Source organism: Spirosoma lituiforme, assembly GCF_054776635.1.
The window spans coordinates 1,858,141-1,874,747 of record NZ_BAAHBO010000001.1 but is presented as its reverse complement, the minus strand read 5'-3'; the positions used below and the strand labels follow the sequence as shown (position 1 = coordinate 1,874,747).

Annotated in this window: 12 protein-coding genes; 5 read left to right on the top strand and 7 right to left on the bottom strand. The window is 55.5% G+C overall.

Annotated features, from left to right (window positions below; genetic code table 11):
• Window positions 1-40 precede the first annotated feature (40 nt).
• Both ACYU87_RS07940 and ACYU87_RS07935 read right to left on the bottom strand, forming a co-directional pair.
• Window positions 41-772, bottom strand: coding sequence for a glucosamine-6-phosphate deaminase (locus ACYU87_RS07940; RefSeq protein ID WP_461133491.1), 732 nt, complete (start codon window positions 770-772; stop codon window positions 41-43).
• A gap of 10 nt (window positions 773-782) precedes the next feature.
• Window positions 783-2,183, bottom strand: a complete 1,401-nt coding sequence (locus ACYU87_RS07935; protein ID WP_461133490.1) for an alkaline phosphatase D family protein — start codon at window positions 2,181-2,183, stop codon at window positions 783-785.
• Window positions 2,184-2,225: 42 nt separating this feature from the next.
• On the opposite strand from ACYU87_RS07935, the gene lysA reads away from it, so the two are divergent.
• Window positions 2,226-3,494, top strand: a complete 1,269-nt coding sequence (gene lysA / locus ACYU87_RS07930; RefSeq protein ID WP_461133489.1) for a diaminopimelate decarboxylase — start codon at window positions 2,226-2,228, stop codon at window positions 3,492-3,494.
• Between the two features lie 44 nt (window positions 3,495-3,538).
• The gene (locus tag ACYU87_RS07925; protein ID WP_461133488.1) at window positions 3,539-4,252 is read left to right on the top strand and encodes a YebC/PmpR family DNA-binding transcriptional regulator; all 714 of its coding nucleotides are present in this window, start codon (window positions 3,539-3,541) and stop codon (window positions 4,250-4,252) included.
• 31 nt (window positions 4,253-4,283) lie between these two features.
• Here the strand turns inward: ACYU87_RS07925 and ACYU87_RS07920 are convergent, their stop codons facing one another.
• The 3 genes from ACYU87_RS07920 to ACYU87_RS07910 form a co-directional block, all read right to left on the bottom strand.
• Window positions 4,284-7,175 (bottom strand): T9SS type B sorting domain-containing protein, encoded by a 2,892-nt coding sequence (locus tag ACYU87_RS07920; protein WP_461133487.1) that lies wholly within the window; start codon window positions 7,173-7,175, stop codon window positions 4,284-4,286.
• 147 nt (window positions 7,176-7,322) lie between these two features.
• Window positions 7,323-10,226, bottom strand: a complete 2,904-nt coding sequence (locus ACYU87_RS07915) for a T9SS type B sorting domain-containing protein (protein ID WP_461133486.1) — start codon at window positions 10,224-10,226, stop codon at window positions 7,323-7,325.
• 164 nt (window positions 10,227-10,390) lie between these two features.
• Window positions 10,391-11,896 carry a circularly permuted type 2 ATP-grasp protein gene (locus tag ACYU87_RS07910; RefSeq protein WP_461133485.1) on the bottom strand — a complete coding sequence of 502 codons (1,506 nt, stop codon included), beginning with the start codon at window positions 11,894-11,896 and terminating at the stop codon, window positions 10,391-10,393.
• Between the two features lie 323 nt (window positions 11,897-12,219).
• Between ACYU87_RS07910 and ACYU87_RS07905 the strand changes: the two genes are divergently transcribed.
• Entirely contained in the window at window positions 12,220-12,912 is a 693-nt protein-coding gene (locus ACYU87_RS07905; RefSeq protein ID WP_461133484.1) for a PepSY-like domain-containing protein, read from the top strand.
• Window positions 12,913-13,024: 112 nt separating this feature from the next.
• Window positions 13,025-13,660: an outer membrane beta-barrel protein gene (locus ACYU87_RS07900; protein WP_461133483.1), complete on the top strand. Its 636-nt coding sequence runs from the start codon at window positions 13,025-13,027 to the stop codon at window positions 13,658-13,660.
• A gap of 43 nt (window positions 13,661-13,703) precedes the next feature.
• On the opposite strand, the gene ACYU87_RS07895 is transcribed toward ACYU87_RS07900, so the two are convergent.
• Together ACYU87_RS07895 and ACYU87_RS07890 are read right to left on the bottom strand one after the other, a co-directional pair.
• Complete coding sequence (locus ACYU87_RS07895) at window positions 13,704-14,690, bottom strand: aldo/keto reductase (RefSeq protein ID WP_461133482.1); 987 nt, start codon at window positions 14,688-14,690, stop codon at window positions 13,704-13,706.
• 108 nt (window positions 14,691-14,798) lie between these two features.
• Entirely contained in the window at window positions 14,799-15,866 is a 1,068-nt protein-coding gene (locus ACYU87_RS07890; RefSeq protein ID WP_461133481.1) for an Ldh family oxidoreductase, read from the bottom strand.
• 108 nt (window positions 15,867-15,974) lie between these two features.
• On the opposite strand from ACYU87_RS07890, the gene ACYU87_RS07885 reads away from it, so the two are divergent.
• Entirely contained in the window at window positions 15,975-16,556 is a 582-nt protein-coding gene (locus ACYU87_RS07885) for a hypothetical protein (RefSeq protein ID WP_461133480.1), read from the top strand.
• The last annotated feature ends 51 nt before the right edge of the window (window positions 16,557-16,607 follow it).

Genomic DNA, 16,607 nt, shown 5'->3' with positions numbered 1-16,607 from the left:
GACGTCAATCGGTACAAACTACAAACTACCCGCCAAAAACTCAAATGCCCGCCAACAAACTTCCGGCGGCTTCGTCGACCCAAACCAGTGCATTCGGATGCGTTTGCATAATACTGGCCGGTATTTCCTCCGAAACAGGTCCTTCGATAGCGTCGCGCAAAATACCCGCTTTTTTGGCCCCGCTCACTAGCAAAATAACTTCGTGCGCTTCGGTCAGATGGCGCAAACCAAGGGTAATGCCCTGGGTGAGTGTAGTTTCTTTTTCAAAATACTTCTGTCCTACCGTCTTTGTGCTGTCAGCTAATTCCGAGAGGTGGCAACCCAGCGTAAAGGAGGTACCCGGCTCGTTCAAGGCAATATGCCCGTTCATGCCCATACCAACGAGCAGTACATCAAGGCCGCCTTTTGCCTGAATCAGCGAGTCTATTTTAGCACATTCGGCTTCAAGATCAGTGGCTTTGGCATCGAATACATGTATCTGATCGGGGCGAAGCGCCAGCGGGGCAAATAAATCCCGGAAGACATAGTACGAACAACTACCGAAGTCATCAGGACCGAAGCCAACCCATTCATCGAGCCCGACGAACGTGCACTGACTAACGTCCACCCGTCCGGCCTTCGCCAGTTCAACGAACCGATGGTAGGTCTCAATTGGCGTATCACCCGATGCCAGGCAGAGCATCGCGTCGGGTTTCTGATTGATGATGGCTGCAATATGCTCGGCTGTATACTGCGATAGCTCGGCGTGGTCAGGAAATTTTTGGATGGTCATACTAAAAAAATTATTTCAACTCACTTGCCCGCAGATCACGGCTCCAGCGTTCGGTGCCTTTCTGATCGTACACTTTGATATTGAGTATGCGGTCGGCCAACGGGCCGCTGACGCTCAGAATACCGAAATTTCGATCCGTAACCAGGGTTCCATCTATGTAAGTCGGCTGTTTTAATTCGTCGGCCAGTGGTTTTGCCGGGCTGGAGGTAAGGGGCGATATGGTCAGGTCGTACAGCGGATAAGTGCCGGCCCGATCTAGCTTGTGCAGGATCGAGTGGTGCCGGTCGCCGGTGATGAACAGTACACCGGGGATTTTGGCGTCGGCAATCGCCTTAAACAGTCGATCGCGTTCGGTGCCGTAAATGGCGTAATTTTCGAATGCTTTGGTGGGATTAACGATCTGTCCGCCCGTCACAATAAATTTAAACGTTGCCTTGCTAAATGTCAGAGCATCCAGCAGCCATTGCAGTTGTTTGTCGGCAAAATAGGTCTTGCCAGGTCCGTCCGGCATTTTGTCGGGAGCGCGGAAGGTACGGTCATCGAGCATAAAAAACTGACAGTCATTCCAGGTAAACGTGCCCGCGCAACTTTCGGGAAACACAAAATTCGGGTTGGCCCAGAACAGCTTGAACGCATCAAGGGTAACTTCTTTTAGCCAGTAGGAGCGGTCAGAATCATCGGGTCCGTAATCATGATCGTCCCAGATAGCGTAATTATGGGTAGCGGCCAGTAGCGGCTGCATTTCGGGTAGCGATCGCGTGTGCGTATACCGGCGAAGCACCCCGCTGCGTGTGTTCCAGTCGGCCTCGCGGGTGTAGGTATTATCGCCCGTCCAGAGCATAAAATCGGGCTTCTGGGCTGCCAGTGCGGTAAAAATCTCATAGCCTCCGCCGTAGGGTGTGCCGGGCCGGTCGAATCTAGCTTCGTTGACGTAGGTGCAGCTTCCGACGCCGAAGTGAAACGTCGGAGGGTCGGTCCGCCACTGCCACAGGTTTTGGGTTTGGAACTGAGTCGGGTAGGGCAGGCTCACCTTCTGGCCCTCGATCAACAGTTCGTACGTGTACTTTTTTCCGGGTTCCACCTGATCGGCGAGCAGGTGGGCTGTAAAAGCCGTTTGCCGGTTGGTGTAGACTTCGTTGGTTACGTAACTCGTCGGCGGCTTGCCATCCGCCGGGCTTTTGTCTTCATGGTAGCGAATCTGAACACGGGCTGGCTGATTGGTTTGGACCCAGAGTTTTACTTCGCGCATGTCTGAGTACCCAACCATTGGCCCCGACTGAAGCACCTTTGGCTGAGCAACATTTTTCTTGCCCATTCGGGCAACGGGTACCGGTCGCTTCGGTATTGACTGTCCATATAAAGCAACCTGGCCCGTCAACAGAAGGACTAAGAGTAACTGAATTTTGTACATGGGGGAAAGATGGCGTAATTTTGCGGTTCGTTCAATGAAGTCATGCAACTAAATAACCGTACGTACCAGATTCAGGGTGTCAATGTACTGGCTATAGCCGACCAATTCGGCTTGCCTTTATACGTCTATGACGCCGACAAAATTATCGAAAAAATCGGCTTGCTCCGGTCATCTTTCAGCGGAGTCAATCTAAAAATAAAGTACGCGGCCAAGGCCCTGACCAATGTATCGATCCTGAAGATGATGCGTCAGCAGGGCGTCGAAATGGACTCCGTGTCGGTTAATGAAGCCCGTATGGGTATGCTGGCTGGATTCGCGCCGGGTCAGATCATGTTCACCCCCAGCGGGGTATCATTCGAGGAGATTCGCGAAGCCGTTGACCTGGGTTTACAGCTCAACGTAGATAGCCTTTCTCTGCTGGAATGGGTGGGCCAGACGTATGGAAGTCAGGTTGCCATTAGTATACGAATTAATCCGCACATCAGTGAGGGCGGTAATATCAAAATCTCGACGGGCCACGCCGATTCCAAGTTTGGTATTTCAATTTTGCAACGGGATGCCATTCGCGAACTGATTGAGAAGTATCAGATTCCGATGGCGGGACTGCACATCCATACCGGTTCCGATTTTAAGAATGCCGATGCCTTCCTTCGGGGTGCCGATGTGCTGTTTGACCTTGCTTCGGATTACCCAAACCTGTCGTTCATCGACTTCGGTAGTGGGTTTAAAGTAGCGTATAAAGAAGGCGACCACGTAACGGATGTTGCTGAACTGGGCCGTAAAGTATCGGCTGCTTTTCAGAATTTCTGCCAGCAATACGGGCGCGATATTGAGCTCTGGTTCGAGCCGGGCAAGTTTTTAGTCAGTGAGAGCGGGCATCTGCTGGTGAAAACCAACATCGTCAAAGAGAACCCGACCCGCACGTTTGTGGCTGTCGATTCCGGGCTGAACCACCTCATCCGCCCCATGATGTATGACGCCTACCATGACATTAAAAACATCTCGAATCCGTCCGTATCAGAAAATTCCCCTGAGAAGACGTACAACGTAGTCGGGTATATCTGCGAGACGGATACCTTCGCTACCGATCGCTCGTTGCCCGAAGTGAAACCCGGCGATGTGCTGTCATTTGAGAATGCGGGGGCGTATGGCTTCAGTATGGCATCGAACTACAACGCCCGGTTTCGCCCCGCCGAAGTGCTGGTCTACGAAGGTCGTCCGTACCTGATTCGCCAACGCGAAACCTTCGAAGACCTGCTACGTGGCCAGGTCGATGTACCAGCCTTGAATTTAGAAGTGATAGAGCAGTAGACCATAAACTCTCAACCCCTAAACGCACAAACTACGAACAACGAATGGGACGCGCATTTGAATACCGGAAAGCCCGAAAAATGAAACGGTGGGGGCAGATGGCTAAGACCTTCACCCGTATTGGTAAAGACATAGTAATGGCCGTTAAAGGCGGTGGTCCGGATCCTGACACCAATGGTCGGCTCCGGGCGATCATCCAGAATGCCAAAGCGGCTAACATGCCGAAGGAAAATGTGGACCGTGCCATCAAAAAGGCATCGTCTAAGGAGCAGGAAGATTATAAAGAAATCGTTTATGAAGCCTATGCCCCTCACGGTATTGCGCTGGTTATCGAAACGGCCACGGATAACCACAACCGTACGGTAGCCAATGTCCGGAGTTACCTCAACAAACTAGGGGGTAGTTTGGGGACGCAGGGAATGCTCGACTTTATGTTCGACCGGAAGTCGGTACTTCGGATTCCCGCCGAGGGCATCGATCAGGAGGAGCTTGAGCTTGAACTCATTGACGTGGGCGGTGACGAAGTAGAATTCGATGAAGAAGCCAATCAGTATATCATCTACGGTGAATTTACGGCCTTCGGCAGCGTTCAGAAGTTCCTGGAAGAAAAAGGCTACGAAATTAAACAGGCCGAATTTGAGCGTATCCCGAACGACTATAAAGAACTAACGGACGAAGAAGCGGCCGACGTCGAGAAGCTCATTGAGCGAATAGAAGAGGACGACGACGTTCAGATGGTTTACCACAATATGAAATAGAAAAAGGCCGGTTCAACCGGCCTTTTTCTATTTAGCGTAAACTGGTTTCTTCCCGAATGATCTGGACCCAGCTTTTGAGGATGAGCGGGGGGGCGTTGCGGTCCAGCACCGCAAACCGCACGCTGGCCTGGTAGTAGTACAGACCCGTGGGCAACGCTGCCCCGTCGCTGCCCCGCCCGTCCCAGCTCAGCGTCGGTCCCACCCCCTCGTAGACCTTGGCCCCCCACCGGTTGTAAACCACAAAACCAATCTGCTCGACAAACCGCGGACACTTCAACGGACTGAACACGTCGTTCTTGCCGTCCCCGTTGGGGGTGAACACGTTGGGCAGCACCAGCGAAGGACAGGCCTCCTGGCAGACCTTGTTGGAAGGCGCACTCTCCAGCCCCCGCTGGCTGACGGCCGTCACGTAGTAACAGCCCGCCACCGTGCTCAGCCCCGTGTGGTCGAAGCGGGTGGTGGGCACGCTCACCGAGCTCAGAGCACTCAGCGAGTCCTGGCGGTAGCGCCCGTAGTAGATCTTGTAAGACGCGATGTTGGCATCGCAGCTGGGCCCCGCGCCGGGGCGCCAGCTGAGCTTGTTGGTGAAGCTGGTCTGGTCGCAGAGGCTCTCACTGCTCAGACTGGCGCAGTTCAGCGAGTCCAGCGAGAGGGTGGGCGGGCAGGGCCGGGTGGTGTCGGTGGGACTGGCGCAGAGCACCTGGCTGTAGTTGGTCAGCACGCCCAGGCGGGCCAGCTGGGGGTCGGTGTACTGGCCCCTTGTCATCACCCGGTAGCAGTAGCTGGAGTCGGCTGACAGCGCCCGGCTGGTGTTGCCGTCGGCCAGGAAGGTGTCCGAGCCGTCGTCGGTGAAGCTGTAGGGAGCCCCCTGCACGCTCACTTCGCGGATCTTGTTGAAGGGCCCGTTGGGACCCGACCGGCTGCGGTAGACATCGTGCACCCGGCCATCGTTGGACCAGGGGGTGTTGGCCTGCCAAGAGAGGGTGATCTGCCGGTTGGCGGGGCTGGCCGCCAGGCGCACCGAGGAGGCCGGGTCGGTCACGTCGAGCCGGGTGAGCTGGCCGGTGGCCGGGTCGGTGTAGTAGAACTCCAGGCGGTAGCGGTAGGCGTTGGCGGTGGTGTTGAGGGCCGAGGTGGACGACCCCCGGTCGACGAAGACGGTGTCGGCGGCCCCGGGCAGCAGGCTGGTGTTGATGGTGGCGATGGGGGCGTAGGTGGTGCCGTCGAGGCCGGTGGCCCGCTGGATGCGGTACTGGTAGGGCCCGCCCAGGTCGCCGGGGTTGAGCCCGATGGGCCGCGACCAGCGGAGGGTGATCTGGCCGGTGGTCTCGCGGGTGGAGTCGACGGTGACCTGGGTGATGACGGGGGCCAGCAGGGGCAGGGTGAGGCAGGCCTGCTGGGAGGAGATGCTGGCCCCGCCGTTGGTTCCGCCGTTGGGGTCGGGGTAGAGGGCGACCATGCGGTAGGCGTAGGAGAGTCCCCGGCGGAGGGCGGAGGTGTCGGTGTAGGTGGTGGCGGAGCTGGGCACCCGAGCGATGAGGGTGTAGCCCGCCGGTACGCCTGTCTCGCAGAGACCTGGCGTGTAGGGTTCACAGCCTTCTTTTCGGTAGACGGCCAGCAGGGTGCCGGGCAGTCCGCAGGAGTAGGGGGTCCAGGATAGCTGGATGGCCCGTCCGTTAGCGGTAGCGGTGGGTCGGGCGGTGAGGTTCTGGATGGGCGGCCCGACGAGCTGGATGCGGAAGGTCTGGAAGGAGGTCAGCGAGGGGGTGGGCCGGTTGGGCACGTCGCTGACCTTGAAGGTGACGTCGTAGGGCGTTTCGCGGAGCTGGTTGCAGTTGGTCTGCCAGGTGAAGGTGGCCGTGGCGGGCTGATTCTGCACCACTCCTCCGTTGATGAGTCGGGCATAGGCGGGCTGGATGAGTTCTCCGGCCGCAAGCGCCGATCCATCCTGACCTACGTTGAAGACCCCGCCGAATCCGGAGATGATGACGCGTTGTCCGTCGGGGTCGGTGGCGGAGACGGTCTGGTTGATGAGGGTGCCGGCCTGGACGCAGAGGTCGGGGATGGGCTGGATGAGGGGTCGTTTGTTGGGGCTGTCGACGACGATGATCTGCATGTCGCGGGTGATCTCGCCGATGAGCACCCCGTTGCGCCATTCTTCGACAATGAACGCAAAATTAAATTGGCCCACTTCGCCGGGGGCATCCCAGCACAACTCGCCGGTGCTGGCGTTGATCGAGAAAGTGGGGGGTGCTCCGCCGTCCTCGCGGACGGTGCTGAAGCGGGTAGGATCTTGATAAAACGGAATCAGTTGGCCAACACATCCGTTATCCGTTGAACTTCTTGCCGGTACGCTCAAGCGGTAGGCGAGGCTATCGCCGTCAGCGTCGAAGGCGGCCGGGTTGTGGCAGAACTTCTGGCCCACGCGTCCCGAGTCCAGGGGTGGGTTGAGCATCACGGGGGTGGAGTTGGTCAGCAGAGCCGCGTTGATGTAAATCGTCGTCGAAACAAAGAAACGGATCTGGTCAGAGCTGGCGGCTGGCGGCAGGTTCTTCGTATCGGCGTTTCGGTTAGGTACAGTAACCCCAATACTATACGTGCCCGGCCCGGGGTACGTATGAGTAACGGTGTAGGTGTTTACGGAAGATGTACGTCCGTTAATGTAGACGCGGCTGCTACGTCGAACATCAGCGGTTGTACCGTCTCCAAAACAAATGGTGTAGTTTTCGGCCTGATCGGCGGCCGGTTTTCCCTTCACTTCGTCAAAATAGGCGGTGAAGGTAACCCGATAGGTCAGGGAGGTTTGAGAAATACGCTTGGTCGTTATTTCGCCCGCCCGCACGTGAGTTGCCTGACTGACACGGGGATAGAGCACTGCACCTAAAAAAAGGCTTAAAAGCCCAGATATGTAAAGAAACCGCATAGAGTTTTCGCGTTTTTCTTAAAACGCTTCACCGGGTGAAAAGTGTATTAATATCAGGTTGTAAGATAAGGTAAAAAGAAAAAAGGAGAAAGAGAAATAGTTTACGGCTACTTCTTTCTCCTTTTAGCAAAGCTATTAGCGCATTTTTTAACGTAACGTCATATCCTCTCGGATAATCTGGACCCAGCTTTTGAGGATGAGCGGGGGGGCGTTGCGGTCCAGCACCGCAAACCGCACGCTGGCCTGGTAGTAGTACAGACCCGTGGGCAACGCTGCCCCGTCGCTGCCCCGCCCGTCCCAGCTCAGCGTCGGTCCCACCCCCTCGTAGACCTTGGCCCCCCACCGGTTGTAAACCACAAAACCAATCTGCTCGACAAACCGCGGACACTTCAACGGACTGAACACGTCGTTCTTGCCGTCCCCGTTGGGGGTGAACACGTTGGGCAGCACCAGCGAAGGACAGGCCTCCTGGCAGACCTTGTTGGAAGGCGCACTCTCCAGCCCCCGCTGGCTGACGGCCGTCACGTAGTAACAGCCCGCCACCGTGCTCAGCCCCGTGTGGTCGAAGCGGGTGGTGGGCACGCTCACCGAGCTCAGAGCACTCAGCGAGTCCTGGCGGTAGCGCCCGTAGTAGATCTTGTAAGACGCGATGTTGGCATCGCAGCTGGGCCCCGCGCCGGGGCGCCAGCTGAGCTTGTTGGTGAAGCTGGTCTGGTCGCAGAGGCTCTCACTGCTCAGACTGGCGCAGTTCAGCGAGTCCAGCGAGAGGGTGGGCGGGCAGGGCCGGGTGGTGTCGGTGGGACTGGCGCAGAGCACCTGGCTGTAGTTGGTCAGCACGCCCAGGCGGGCCAGCTGGGGGTCGGTGTACTGGCCCCTTGTCATCACCCGGTAGCAGTAGCTGGAGTCGGCTGACAGCGCCCGGCTGGTGTTGCCGTCGGCCAGGAAGGTGTCCGAGCCGTCGTCGGTGAAGCTGTAGGGAGCCCCCTGCACGCTCACTTCGCGGATCTTGTTGAAGGGCCCGTTGGGACCCGACCGGCTGCGGTAGACATCGTGCACCCGGCCATCGTTGGACCAGGGGGTGTTGGCCTGCCAAGAGAGGGTGATCTGCCGGTTGGCGGGGCTGGCCGCCAGGCGCACCGAGGAGGCCGGGTCGGTCACGTCGAGCCGGGTGAGCTGGCCGGTGGCCGGGTCGGTGTAGTAGAACTCCAGGCGGTAGCGGTAGGCGTTGGCGGTGGTGTTGAGGGCCGAGGTGGACGACCCCCGGTCGACGAAGACGGTGTCGGCGGCCCCGGGCAGCAGGCTGGTGTTGATGGTGGCGATGGGGGCGTAGGTGGTGCCGTCGAGGCCGGTGGCCCGCTGGATGCGGTACTGGTAGGGCCCGCCCAGGTCGCCGGGGTTGAGCCCGATGGGCCGCGACCAGCGGAGGGTGATCTGGCCGGTGGTCTCGCGGGTGGAGTCGACGGTGACCTGGGTGATGACGGGGGCCAGCAGGGGCAGGGTGAGGCAGGCCTGCTGGGAGGAGATGCTGGCCCCGCCGTTGGTTCCGCCGTTGGGGTCGGGGTAGAGGGCGACCATGCGGTAGGCGTAGGAGAGTCCCCGGCGGAGGGCGGAGGTGTCGGTGTAGGTGGTGGCGGAGCTGGGCACCCGAGCGATGAGGGTGTAGCCCGCCGGTACGCCTGTCTCGCAGAGACCTGGCGTGTAGGGTTCACAGCCTTCTTTTCGGTAGACGGCCAGCAGGGTGCCGGGCAGTCCGCAGGAGTAGGGGGTCCAGGATAGCTGGATGGCCCGTCCGTTAGCGGTAGCGGTGGGTCGGGCGGTGAGGTTCTGGATGGGCGGCCCGACGAGCTGGATGCGGAAGGTCTGGAAGGAGGTCAGCGAGGGGGTGGGCCGGTTGGGCACGTCGCTGACCTTGAAGGTGACGTCGTAGGGCGTTTCGCGGAGCTGGTTGCAGTTGGTCTGCCAGGTGAAGGTGGCCGTGGCGGGCTGATTCTGCACCACTCCTCCGTTGATGAGTCGGGCATAGGCGGGCTGGATGAGTTCTCCGGCCGCAAGCGCCGATCCATCCTGACCTACGTTGAAGACCCCGCCGAATCCGGAGATGATGACGCGTTGTCCGTCGGGGTCGGTGGCGGAGACGGTCTGGTTGATGAGGGTGCCGGCCTGGACGCAGAGGTCGGGGATGGGCTGGATGAGGGGTCGTTTGTTGGGGCTGTCGACGACGATGATCTGCATGTCGCGGGTGATCTCGCCGATGAGCACCCCGTTGCGCCATTCTTCGACAATGAACGCAAAATTAAATTGGCCCACTTCGCCGGGGGCATCCCAGCACAACTCGCCGGTGCTGGCGTTGATCGAGAAAGTGGGGGGTGCTCCGCCGTCCTCGCGGACGGTGCTGAAGCGGGTGGGATCCTGATAGGCCGCAATGGCTCGCCCTACACAACTGTTACCATCGGGAGCCGTTCTGGGTACGCTCAGCCGGTACGCAAGGCTATCGCCGTCGGCATCGAAGGCGGCCGGGTTATGGCAGAACTTCTGGCCCACGCGCCCCGAGTCCAGGGGCGGGTTGAGCATCACGGGGGTGGAGTTAGTCCGCAGGGCCGCATTGATGTAGATCGTCGTCGAGACGAAAAACGGAATGATTTGCGATTGATTGGGTGGAGGTAAATTGATCGTACCCTGGTTTCTGTTGACAACCGTAATGCCAATGGTATACGTACCGGGTCCGGGATAGGTGTGAACAGTTTTGTAAACGTTTATGGTGGACGTATTGCCGTTTATAAGCGTTACTTTGCTTCGTTTCACTACTTCCGTAGTTCCATCGCCAAAGCACATGGTGTACTCGTTGGCGGCATCGGCGGCCTGCTTTCCGCCATTGGGGCCAGATGTGTAATCGTAGTAAGCTGTGAATGTAACCTCGTACGTTAACGAGGTCTGAGAAATCCGCTTGGTTGTAATTTCTCCTGCCCGCACGTGGGTGGCCCGACTGGTGTTGGACCACAGGAGACAACTCAGAAAAAGAACAGGAAGGGTAAGATTATAGACAAATCGCATACGATTATTCCATTTGCATCTTAAACGAAAACAAATGAAAAAAGCGTATTACGAATTACGGTTTGTCGTTTACGGTTTGTGGTTAGTTAACGCGAAAGCAACTTACGCGTCAGTACCGGCGGGGAACCCCAACCAAAAACCGTAAACGACAAGCCAAACAATCATTAATACAACACCCAGGTATCTTTCCCCCCTCCACCCTGCGAGGAGTTGACGACGAGAGAACCTTTGCGAAGGGCTACCCGAGTAAGGCCACCCGGAATCACGTTGACGCCATCGCCGTAGAGAATATACGGGCGCAGATCGACATGGCGACCTTCAGCATGGTCGCCTACAATACAGGGAACCCTGGACAGCGAAATAGTTGGCTGGGCAATGTAGTTACGCGGATTTTCCTTGATCTTCTGCCGAAACAGATCGTGCTCTTCCGGCGAGGCTTTCGGGCCGATAAGCATGCCATATCCCCCCGCTTCGTTGGCTTCTTTAACAACCAGTTTTTCGATGTTGTCCATCACGTATTGGCAATCCTCTTCTTCCCGGCAGATGTACGTCCGCACGTTTGGAATGATCGCTTCTTCGCCCATGTAATACTCGATGATACGGGGAACGTAGGCATAAATTACCTTGTCGTCGGCAACACCCGTACCAGGCGCATTGGCCAACGCCACACGTCCTTTTTTATACACCTCGAAAATGCCGGGTACGCCAATCATGGAGTCCGGGTTGAAGGCTTGTGGATCCAGGAACGTATCATCTATACGGCGGTAAATAACATCCACGATCTGGAATCCCTTAGTGGTTCGCATTTTTACATAACCGCCGGATACCACCAGATCGCGGGCTTCCACTAGCTCAACGCCCATTTGCTGAGCCAGGTACGAATGCTCGAAATACGCCGAATTATAGATGCCCGGCGTCAACACAACCACCGTTGGATTCGGCCGGTCGGCAATGAACTGAAGCATCTGGAGCAATCGGGTCGGGTAATCGGACACGGGTCTAACGCCTGTCTGAGCCAGTACTTCCGGAAATGTCTGCTTGTTCAGTTCCCGGTTTTCAAGCATGTACGAAACGCCCGACGGACAACGCAGGTTGTCTTCGAGAACCATCATGGTTCCGTCTTCTCCCCGGATCAGGTCGGTACCTGTGATGTGGCACCAGATACCTTTGGGTGGTCTGACACCCAGGCAGGCGGGCAAAAACGATTTGCTGGATTCGATAAGGTCGCGCGGTACAACGCCGTCATTTAAAATACGCTGCTCATTATATACGTCGTCCAGAAACATATTGATGGCCTTTATGCGCTGAATCAGACCGGCCTCCAGCCGATCCCATTCGGCCGATTCAATGATGCGGGGAATAATATCGATGGGCATAATGCGCTCAGTTCCTTCGCCTTCTGAATAGACATTGAAGGTAATTCCCATACTCATCAGCGCCCGTTCGGCTGCATGCTGTCGCCCAATAAGATCCTCGCGGGTAAGTTGTTCAACGCGTTGCTGAAAAGGAACATAGCCGTCCCTTACCTGCATCTGGCCGGCAAACATCTCGTCAAAAAAGTCTTCCGTGTTATAATCGCGAAACGAAAAATTACCATTGTCCTGACCCTGTGATTGAGTCATTCCACCGAGCGTCTGCGATTGTGATTGGCGGGCCTTTTGTTTTTTCATAGAACAATATATTGCAGCATAAGTGGATTGCCAAACAGAATAAAGTTGGTGCGTACAATTTGCAAAGAAAGCATTGTAAACGTAAAGTCTGTGCTCTTCGGGAAGCTTTCGGCAAATTAAAGGCTGGCTACGCAGGTGAATCGATACCGCGTGTGGTCTGTTCAACGGTACTTAATCCGTTCCGGCTAGAGGCTACATTATTTTTTTACTTAGCTGCAACGGTAGATATACTTAGTACGTACAGTGAACATTGCCGGGAAACGAGTCTGGTTTCGGTTTAGTTTCCGTTTACATATTTTTAACAAAACCAACCTAGTACATTTATGAAAGCACTGCTTTTGTTTAGTTGCGTAGCTACCCTGGTGGTAAGCCTGAATGCCTGCAACCGGAGTTCCGTCGATCCGTCGACTTCCGATGCATCTGCCCGTTCGGCCAGCGTTGAGAGTACGTCGCTGACCGGACCGCACAACCTGACAGTCGTAGAAACAGCGACGTTACCAGCCGCTATTCCTACCTACATTACTACGAACTATGCTGGTGCAACCATCAAGGAAGCCCTGAAAGACCCGAAAGGAAATTATGTGGTAGCGATCACCCTGAACAGCACCCTGAAGTTGTTGCTGTTTAAGGCGGACGGTACGTTCATAAAAGTAGCCGAAGGTAAACCCGGTCGTTCACCCCGTGACTCCGCCAATCATACGCCCGGCGATTCAGCGCATCATCCTAAACACGCTCATGGTGATTCGTTGAATCATCCTAAACCGCCTAAGGCTGATTCTGCCAATCGGCCCCGCCCCGGTAAAGGGCCGGATGTGACAACTGTAGCCGTATCGAGCCTGCCAGCCGCTATCACGACGTACATCAGTACGAACTACGCCGGTGCTACGATCGATAAAGCCGTCCAGGAAAAAACGTCCAGCGACTACCTGATCGCCATTACAACAACGGACAAAAAGCGGGTTGCTCTGCTGTTTGCCTCAAACGGTACGTTTAAGAAAGCCGTGACTGGTAAGTAAAAGCTTGTTTTGTCATCAAACAGAAAAGACCCGGTCGAGGCCGGGTCTTTTCTGTTTGATGATACCTAACTGATTGCAACGGATAAACTATATTTTGTACTCTTGCTGAGTAGTGTCAACTTATCTATCAGCATCGTATGAAAGCCCTATTTTTACCCTCGCATGGCTCGTTGCAAGCTTTTCCGTATCAACCGCCCAAACCGAAAAGGGGCGCTGGATGGTTGGTGCTCAGGTAGGAAATTTTCAATTCAGTACCCAAAACCAGTATAGTTCGTTTGCTGGAAGTATATCCCCTTCGGCCGGGTACTTTGTGGTAAATAATCTAGTGGTGGGAACGGGCATACCGCTTAGCTTGGCGATCAACAATTATGCTGATCCAAACGGGGACATTCACAATCGAAGTACAAGCATTGGTCTGTCCCCTTACATACGCTACTTCATTGGAAGTAACAAACTGAAACCTTATGTTGGTGTATCCTACGCTTACTCAAAATCAAACCAGCGTACGGAGAGTGGCTATCAAACGACAAAAACAGGTGAGTTTACGTCTTCAGTGATCCCAACCGTTGGCGTAGCTTATTTCATTAACCGATCGGTGGCCTTGAACGCTGGCCTAAACTATATTTGGAGTCAATATGATAATGGGTATTCGGTGTACGATGCTTCCGGAAATCCAATCGAGCGGACGACCTACACGTCAAAATACCTGTCACTGGATCTTGGCTTCCATATTTTTCTGGGTAAATGAAGCTGATGCAAACGGGGTCGGTACCTCTACCGACCCCGCTAGTTTACCACAGATAATGAACCGGTTTTTTGATCCGTTCGTCGTAAATTCTCTTTACAGCTGCCATCTGTTCGGCAGACGGGGCGGGCCGATCAGTGGCTTGCAGGTTGGAAGTGAGGTGCGCTGGTTTCGACGCGCCGGGAATAATGCAGCTCACGGCATCGAAAGTCAGAATCCAGCGAAGAGCATCCGGAGCCAGGTTCGTATCATCGGGGAAAACGGCCCTCAGTTCGTCAACGGCAGCCAGGCCCGTTTCATAATCCACGCCAGAGAAGGTTTCCCCTTTGTCGAAAGCTGCGCCCTGCCGGTTAAAATTCCGGTGATCATCGGCCGAGAAAGTCGAATCAGCACTGAATTTGCCGGTCAGTAATCCACTGGCCAGGGGCACCCGCACGATAACACCCACATCCCGCCGAAGGGCTTCGGTAAAAAACAACTCGGCGGGGCGTTGCCGGAACATATTGAAAATGATCTGTACCGTTGTCACGTTGGGGAAGTCAATCGCCTTCAGTGCTTCCTCTACTTTTTCGACACTAACCCCGAGATGCTGGATCTTTCCTTCGTCCTTCAACCGGTCGAACTCGTCGAAGATTTCGGGCCGGTAAAAGACGTCGGTGGGTGGGCAGTGCAACTGAACGAGGTCGAGGGTTTCCAGGCCCATGTTGCGGAGACTATCTTCCACAAAGGCACGCAACACGCTGGGTTGATACGCTTTACTGGTATGCGGTTGCAGCCGACGCCCGCATTTGGTCGCTACATAAATCCGTTCGGACCGTGACCGGACGAGTCGGCCAACGGCTTTCTCGCTTTCCCCATCGCCATATACATCGGCGGTATCAATAAAGTTAATGCCAGCATCGACGGCCGCGTTGAGAATCTGATCGGCGTTGTCGTGGCTAAACGAATCGCCCCATTTGCCCCCTACCTGCCAGGTACCAAGGCTTATTTCGGAGATGGTAAAGCCGGTTTTGCCGAGTTTTCGATAATTCATGTCGCTGAGTTTAGAGAAGAGTTGATTAAATTAGGACATTGGCAAAAGGAACAGAATGCCGTGCCATATCAGGCAAAAACCGCGGTACGACATTCTGTTCTCTGTGAATTAAAGCGCAATGCCAAAGCGTTCGCCGAGTTCCTCCAGACTTTTGACAACTGGCTCGACAACAGGAATACCGTTTTTAAGCCGTTCCGCTTCCATGTCGCGTTCGGGGTCGCCAGGAATCAGTACGCGTTTGCCGTCAATCGCTTTGGCTTGCCGGAATCGTTGAATCCAGGTATCCATGTGCGTTTTAAACTCATTGGCGGGTCGGAACGCATCAATTCGCATAGCGCCGAAAAAATGCCCGGTTCCGGCACCGACACCTTCATTGGCCTGCATAAAACCGGCTGTAGCAAACGGAGGAACCCAGGGGCCATAATTGGCGCCCGACAGCACGCCCGAAAAAATATCGACAATGGCGCCCAGTCCATAGCCCTTGTGAGAACCATGTTCGCGGTCGGTGCCGAGGGGAAGCAGCGCCCCACCGTTCCGGATCGCATTGGCATCCGTTGTCGGCTGGCCTTCGGCGTCCTGCGCCCAGCCCAGCGGCACATCCTGCCCCTTGCGCTGTAGAATTTCGAGTTTGCCATACGCCACCGCTGTAGACGCGAAATCGGCCAGAAAAGTCGGTTCGGTAGCCGCCGGAATGGCTACGGCTATCGGATTAGTACCCAGAAGTTTGTCTAACGAAAAGGTGGGAGCCACGAGTGGGGCCGCATGGGTCATGGCCTGTCCGATCATGTCGTGTTCGGCCGCCAGCAGCGCATGATAACCGGCAATGCCAAAGTGGTTTGAGTTGCGGACGGCAACCCAGCCGGTTCCGGCTATACGGGCTTTTTCGATGGCTACCTGCATAGCCCAGGGACCTACGACAAGACCCAGGCCACGATCGCCATCGACCACTGCCGTTGAGGGTGTTTCGTGAACGATACGGATGTGGGGTTGTGGATTGATCCGGCCATTGTCGTATAGCCGTATGTAGCCGGGCAGACGCGCTACGCCGTGCGAGTCGACACCCCGGAGGTCGGCACTAACGAGGACATCCGCGGCCAGTCGGGCATCCGTTTCGGAGCAGCCAATGGACAGGAAAATTTGTTCGGTAAACGTTCGGAGTTGGTTCGCGGTAATCATGGTCGCAAATTAGCCAACATTGGGGAATGGGTTAAATTTTTCTGAAAAATGAGCACACTCCTTAAAATATACAGTTATTGACTATACATCCATTTATTTACACTTACCATGAAGTCATTCGTACGACGTCTGCTTGTTTTAGCTTTTGTTCTCGTTGGTCAGTACGCCATCGCGCAACCCCAGGATACCCTCACGACCGAACAGTTGCTACAGCGCAAGGGAACAGCCTACGCAGCCTTACTGCGGCCATCCCGATACCTGGCCCTCGACGTAAACCATTTGATAGGCGGATTCCGGCGATACCGATTTTTTGTAGGTGATGAACTGCATTTTAAATCCGGGGGCGAGAAATACCGGGAAGAACTCTACGATGTAACGGACAGCACGTTCAGTGTGCTGATGGCCAATCAGGTAATGAACCGGGATGAGCCGGTAACCTTCCGGTTCGATGATGTTCAAAAAGTGTATCTGCACCGTCGGATCCCATTTATTACGGCAGCCGGGACCCTTTTTCCTATTGCGGGTGGCGTGTATCTGCTGGCCGACGTTGTCAATAACCGGGGCTTTTACAGCAATACATTGCCTGTTGTAGGAACGCTGGTCCTGAGTGGGGCCCTGTTTCACATTATCAGTAACCCCCACATTAAAATCAATAAAAACCACAAGTTGAAAGTGTTACGCACCTATTAATGCGTTGGTGGCTGAACGAATAATTACCTTTCTACTGGTTTTCTACTACGG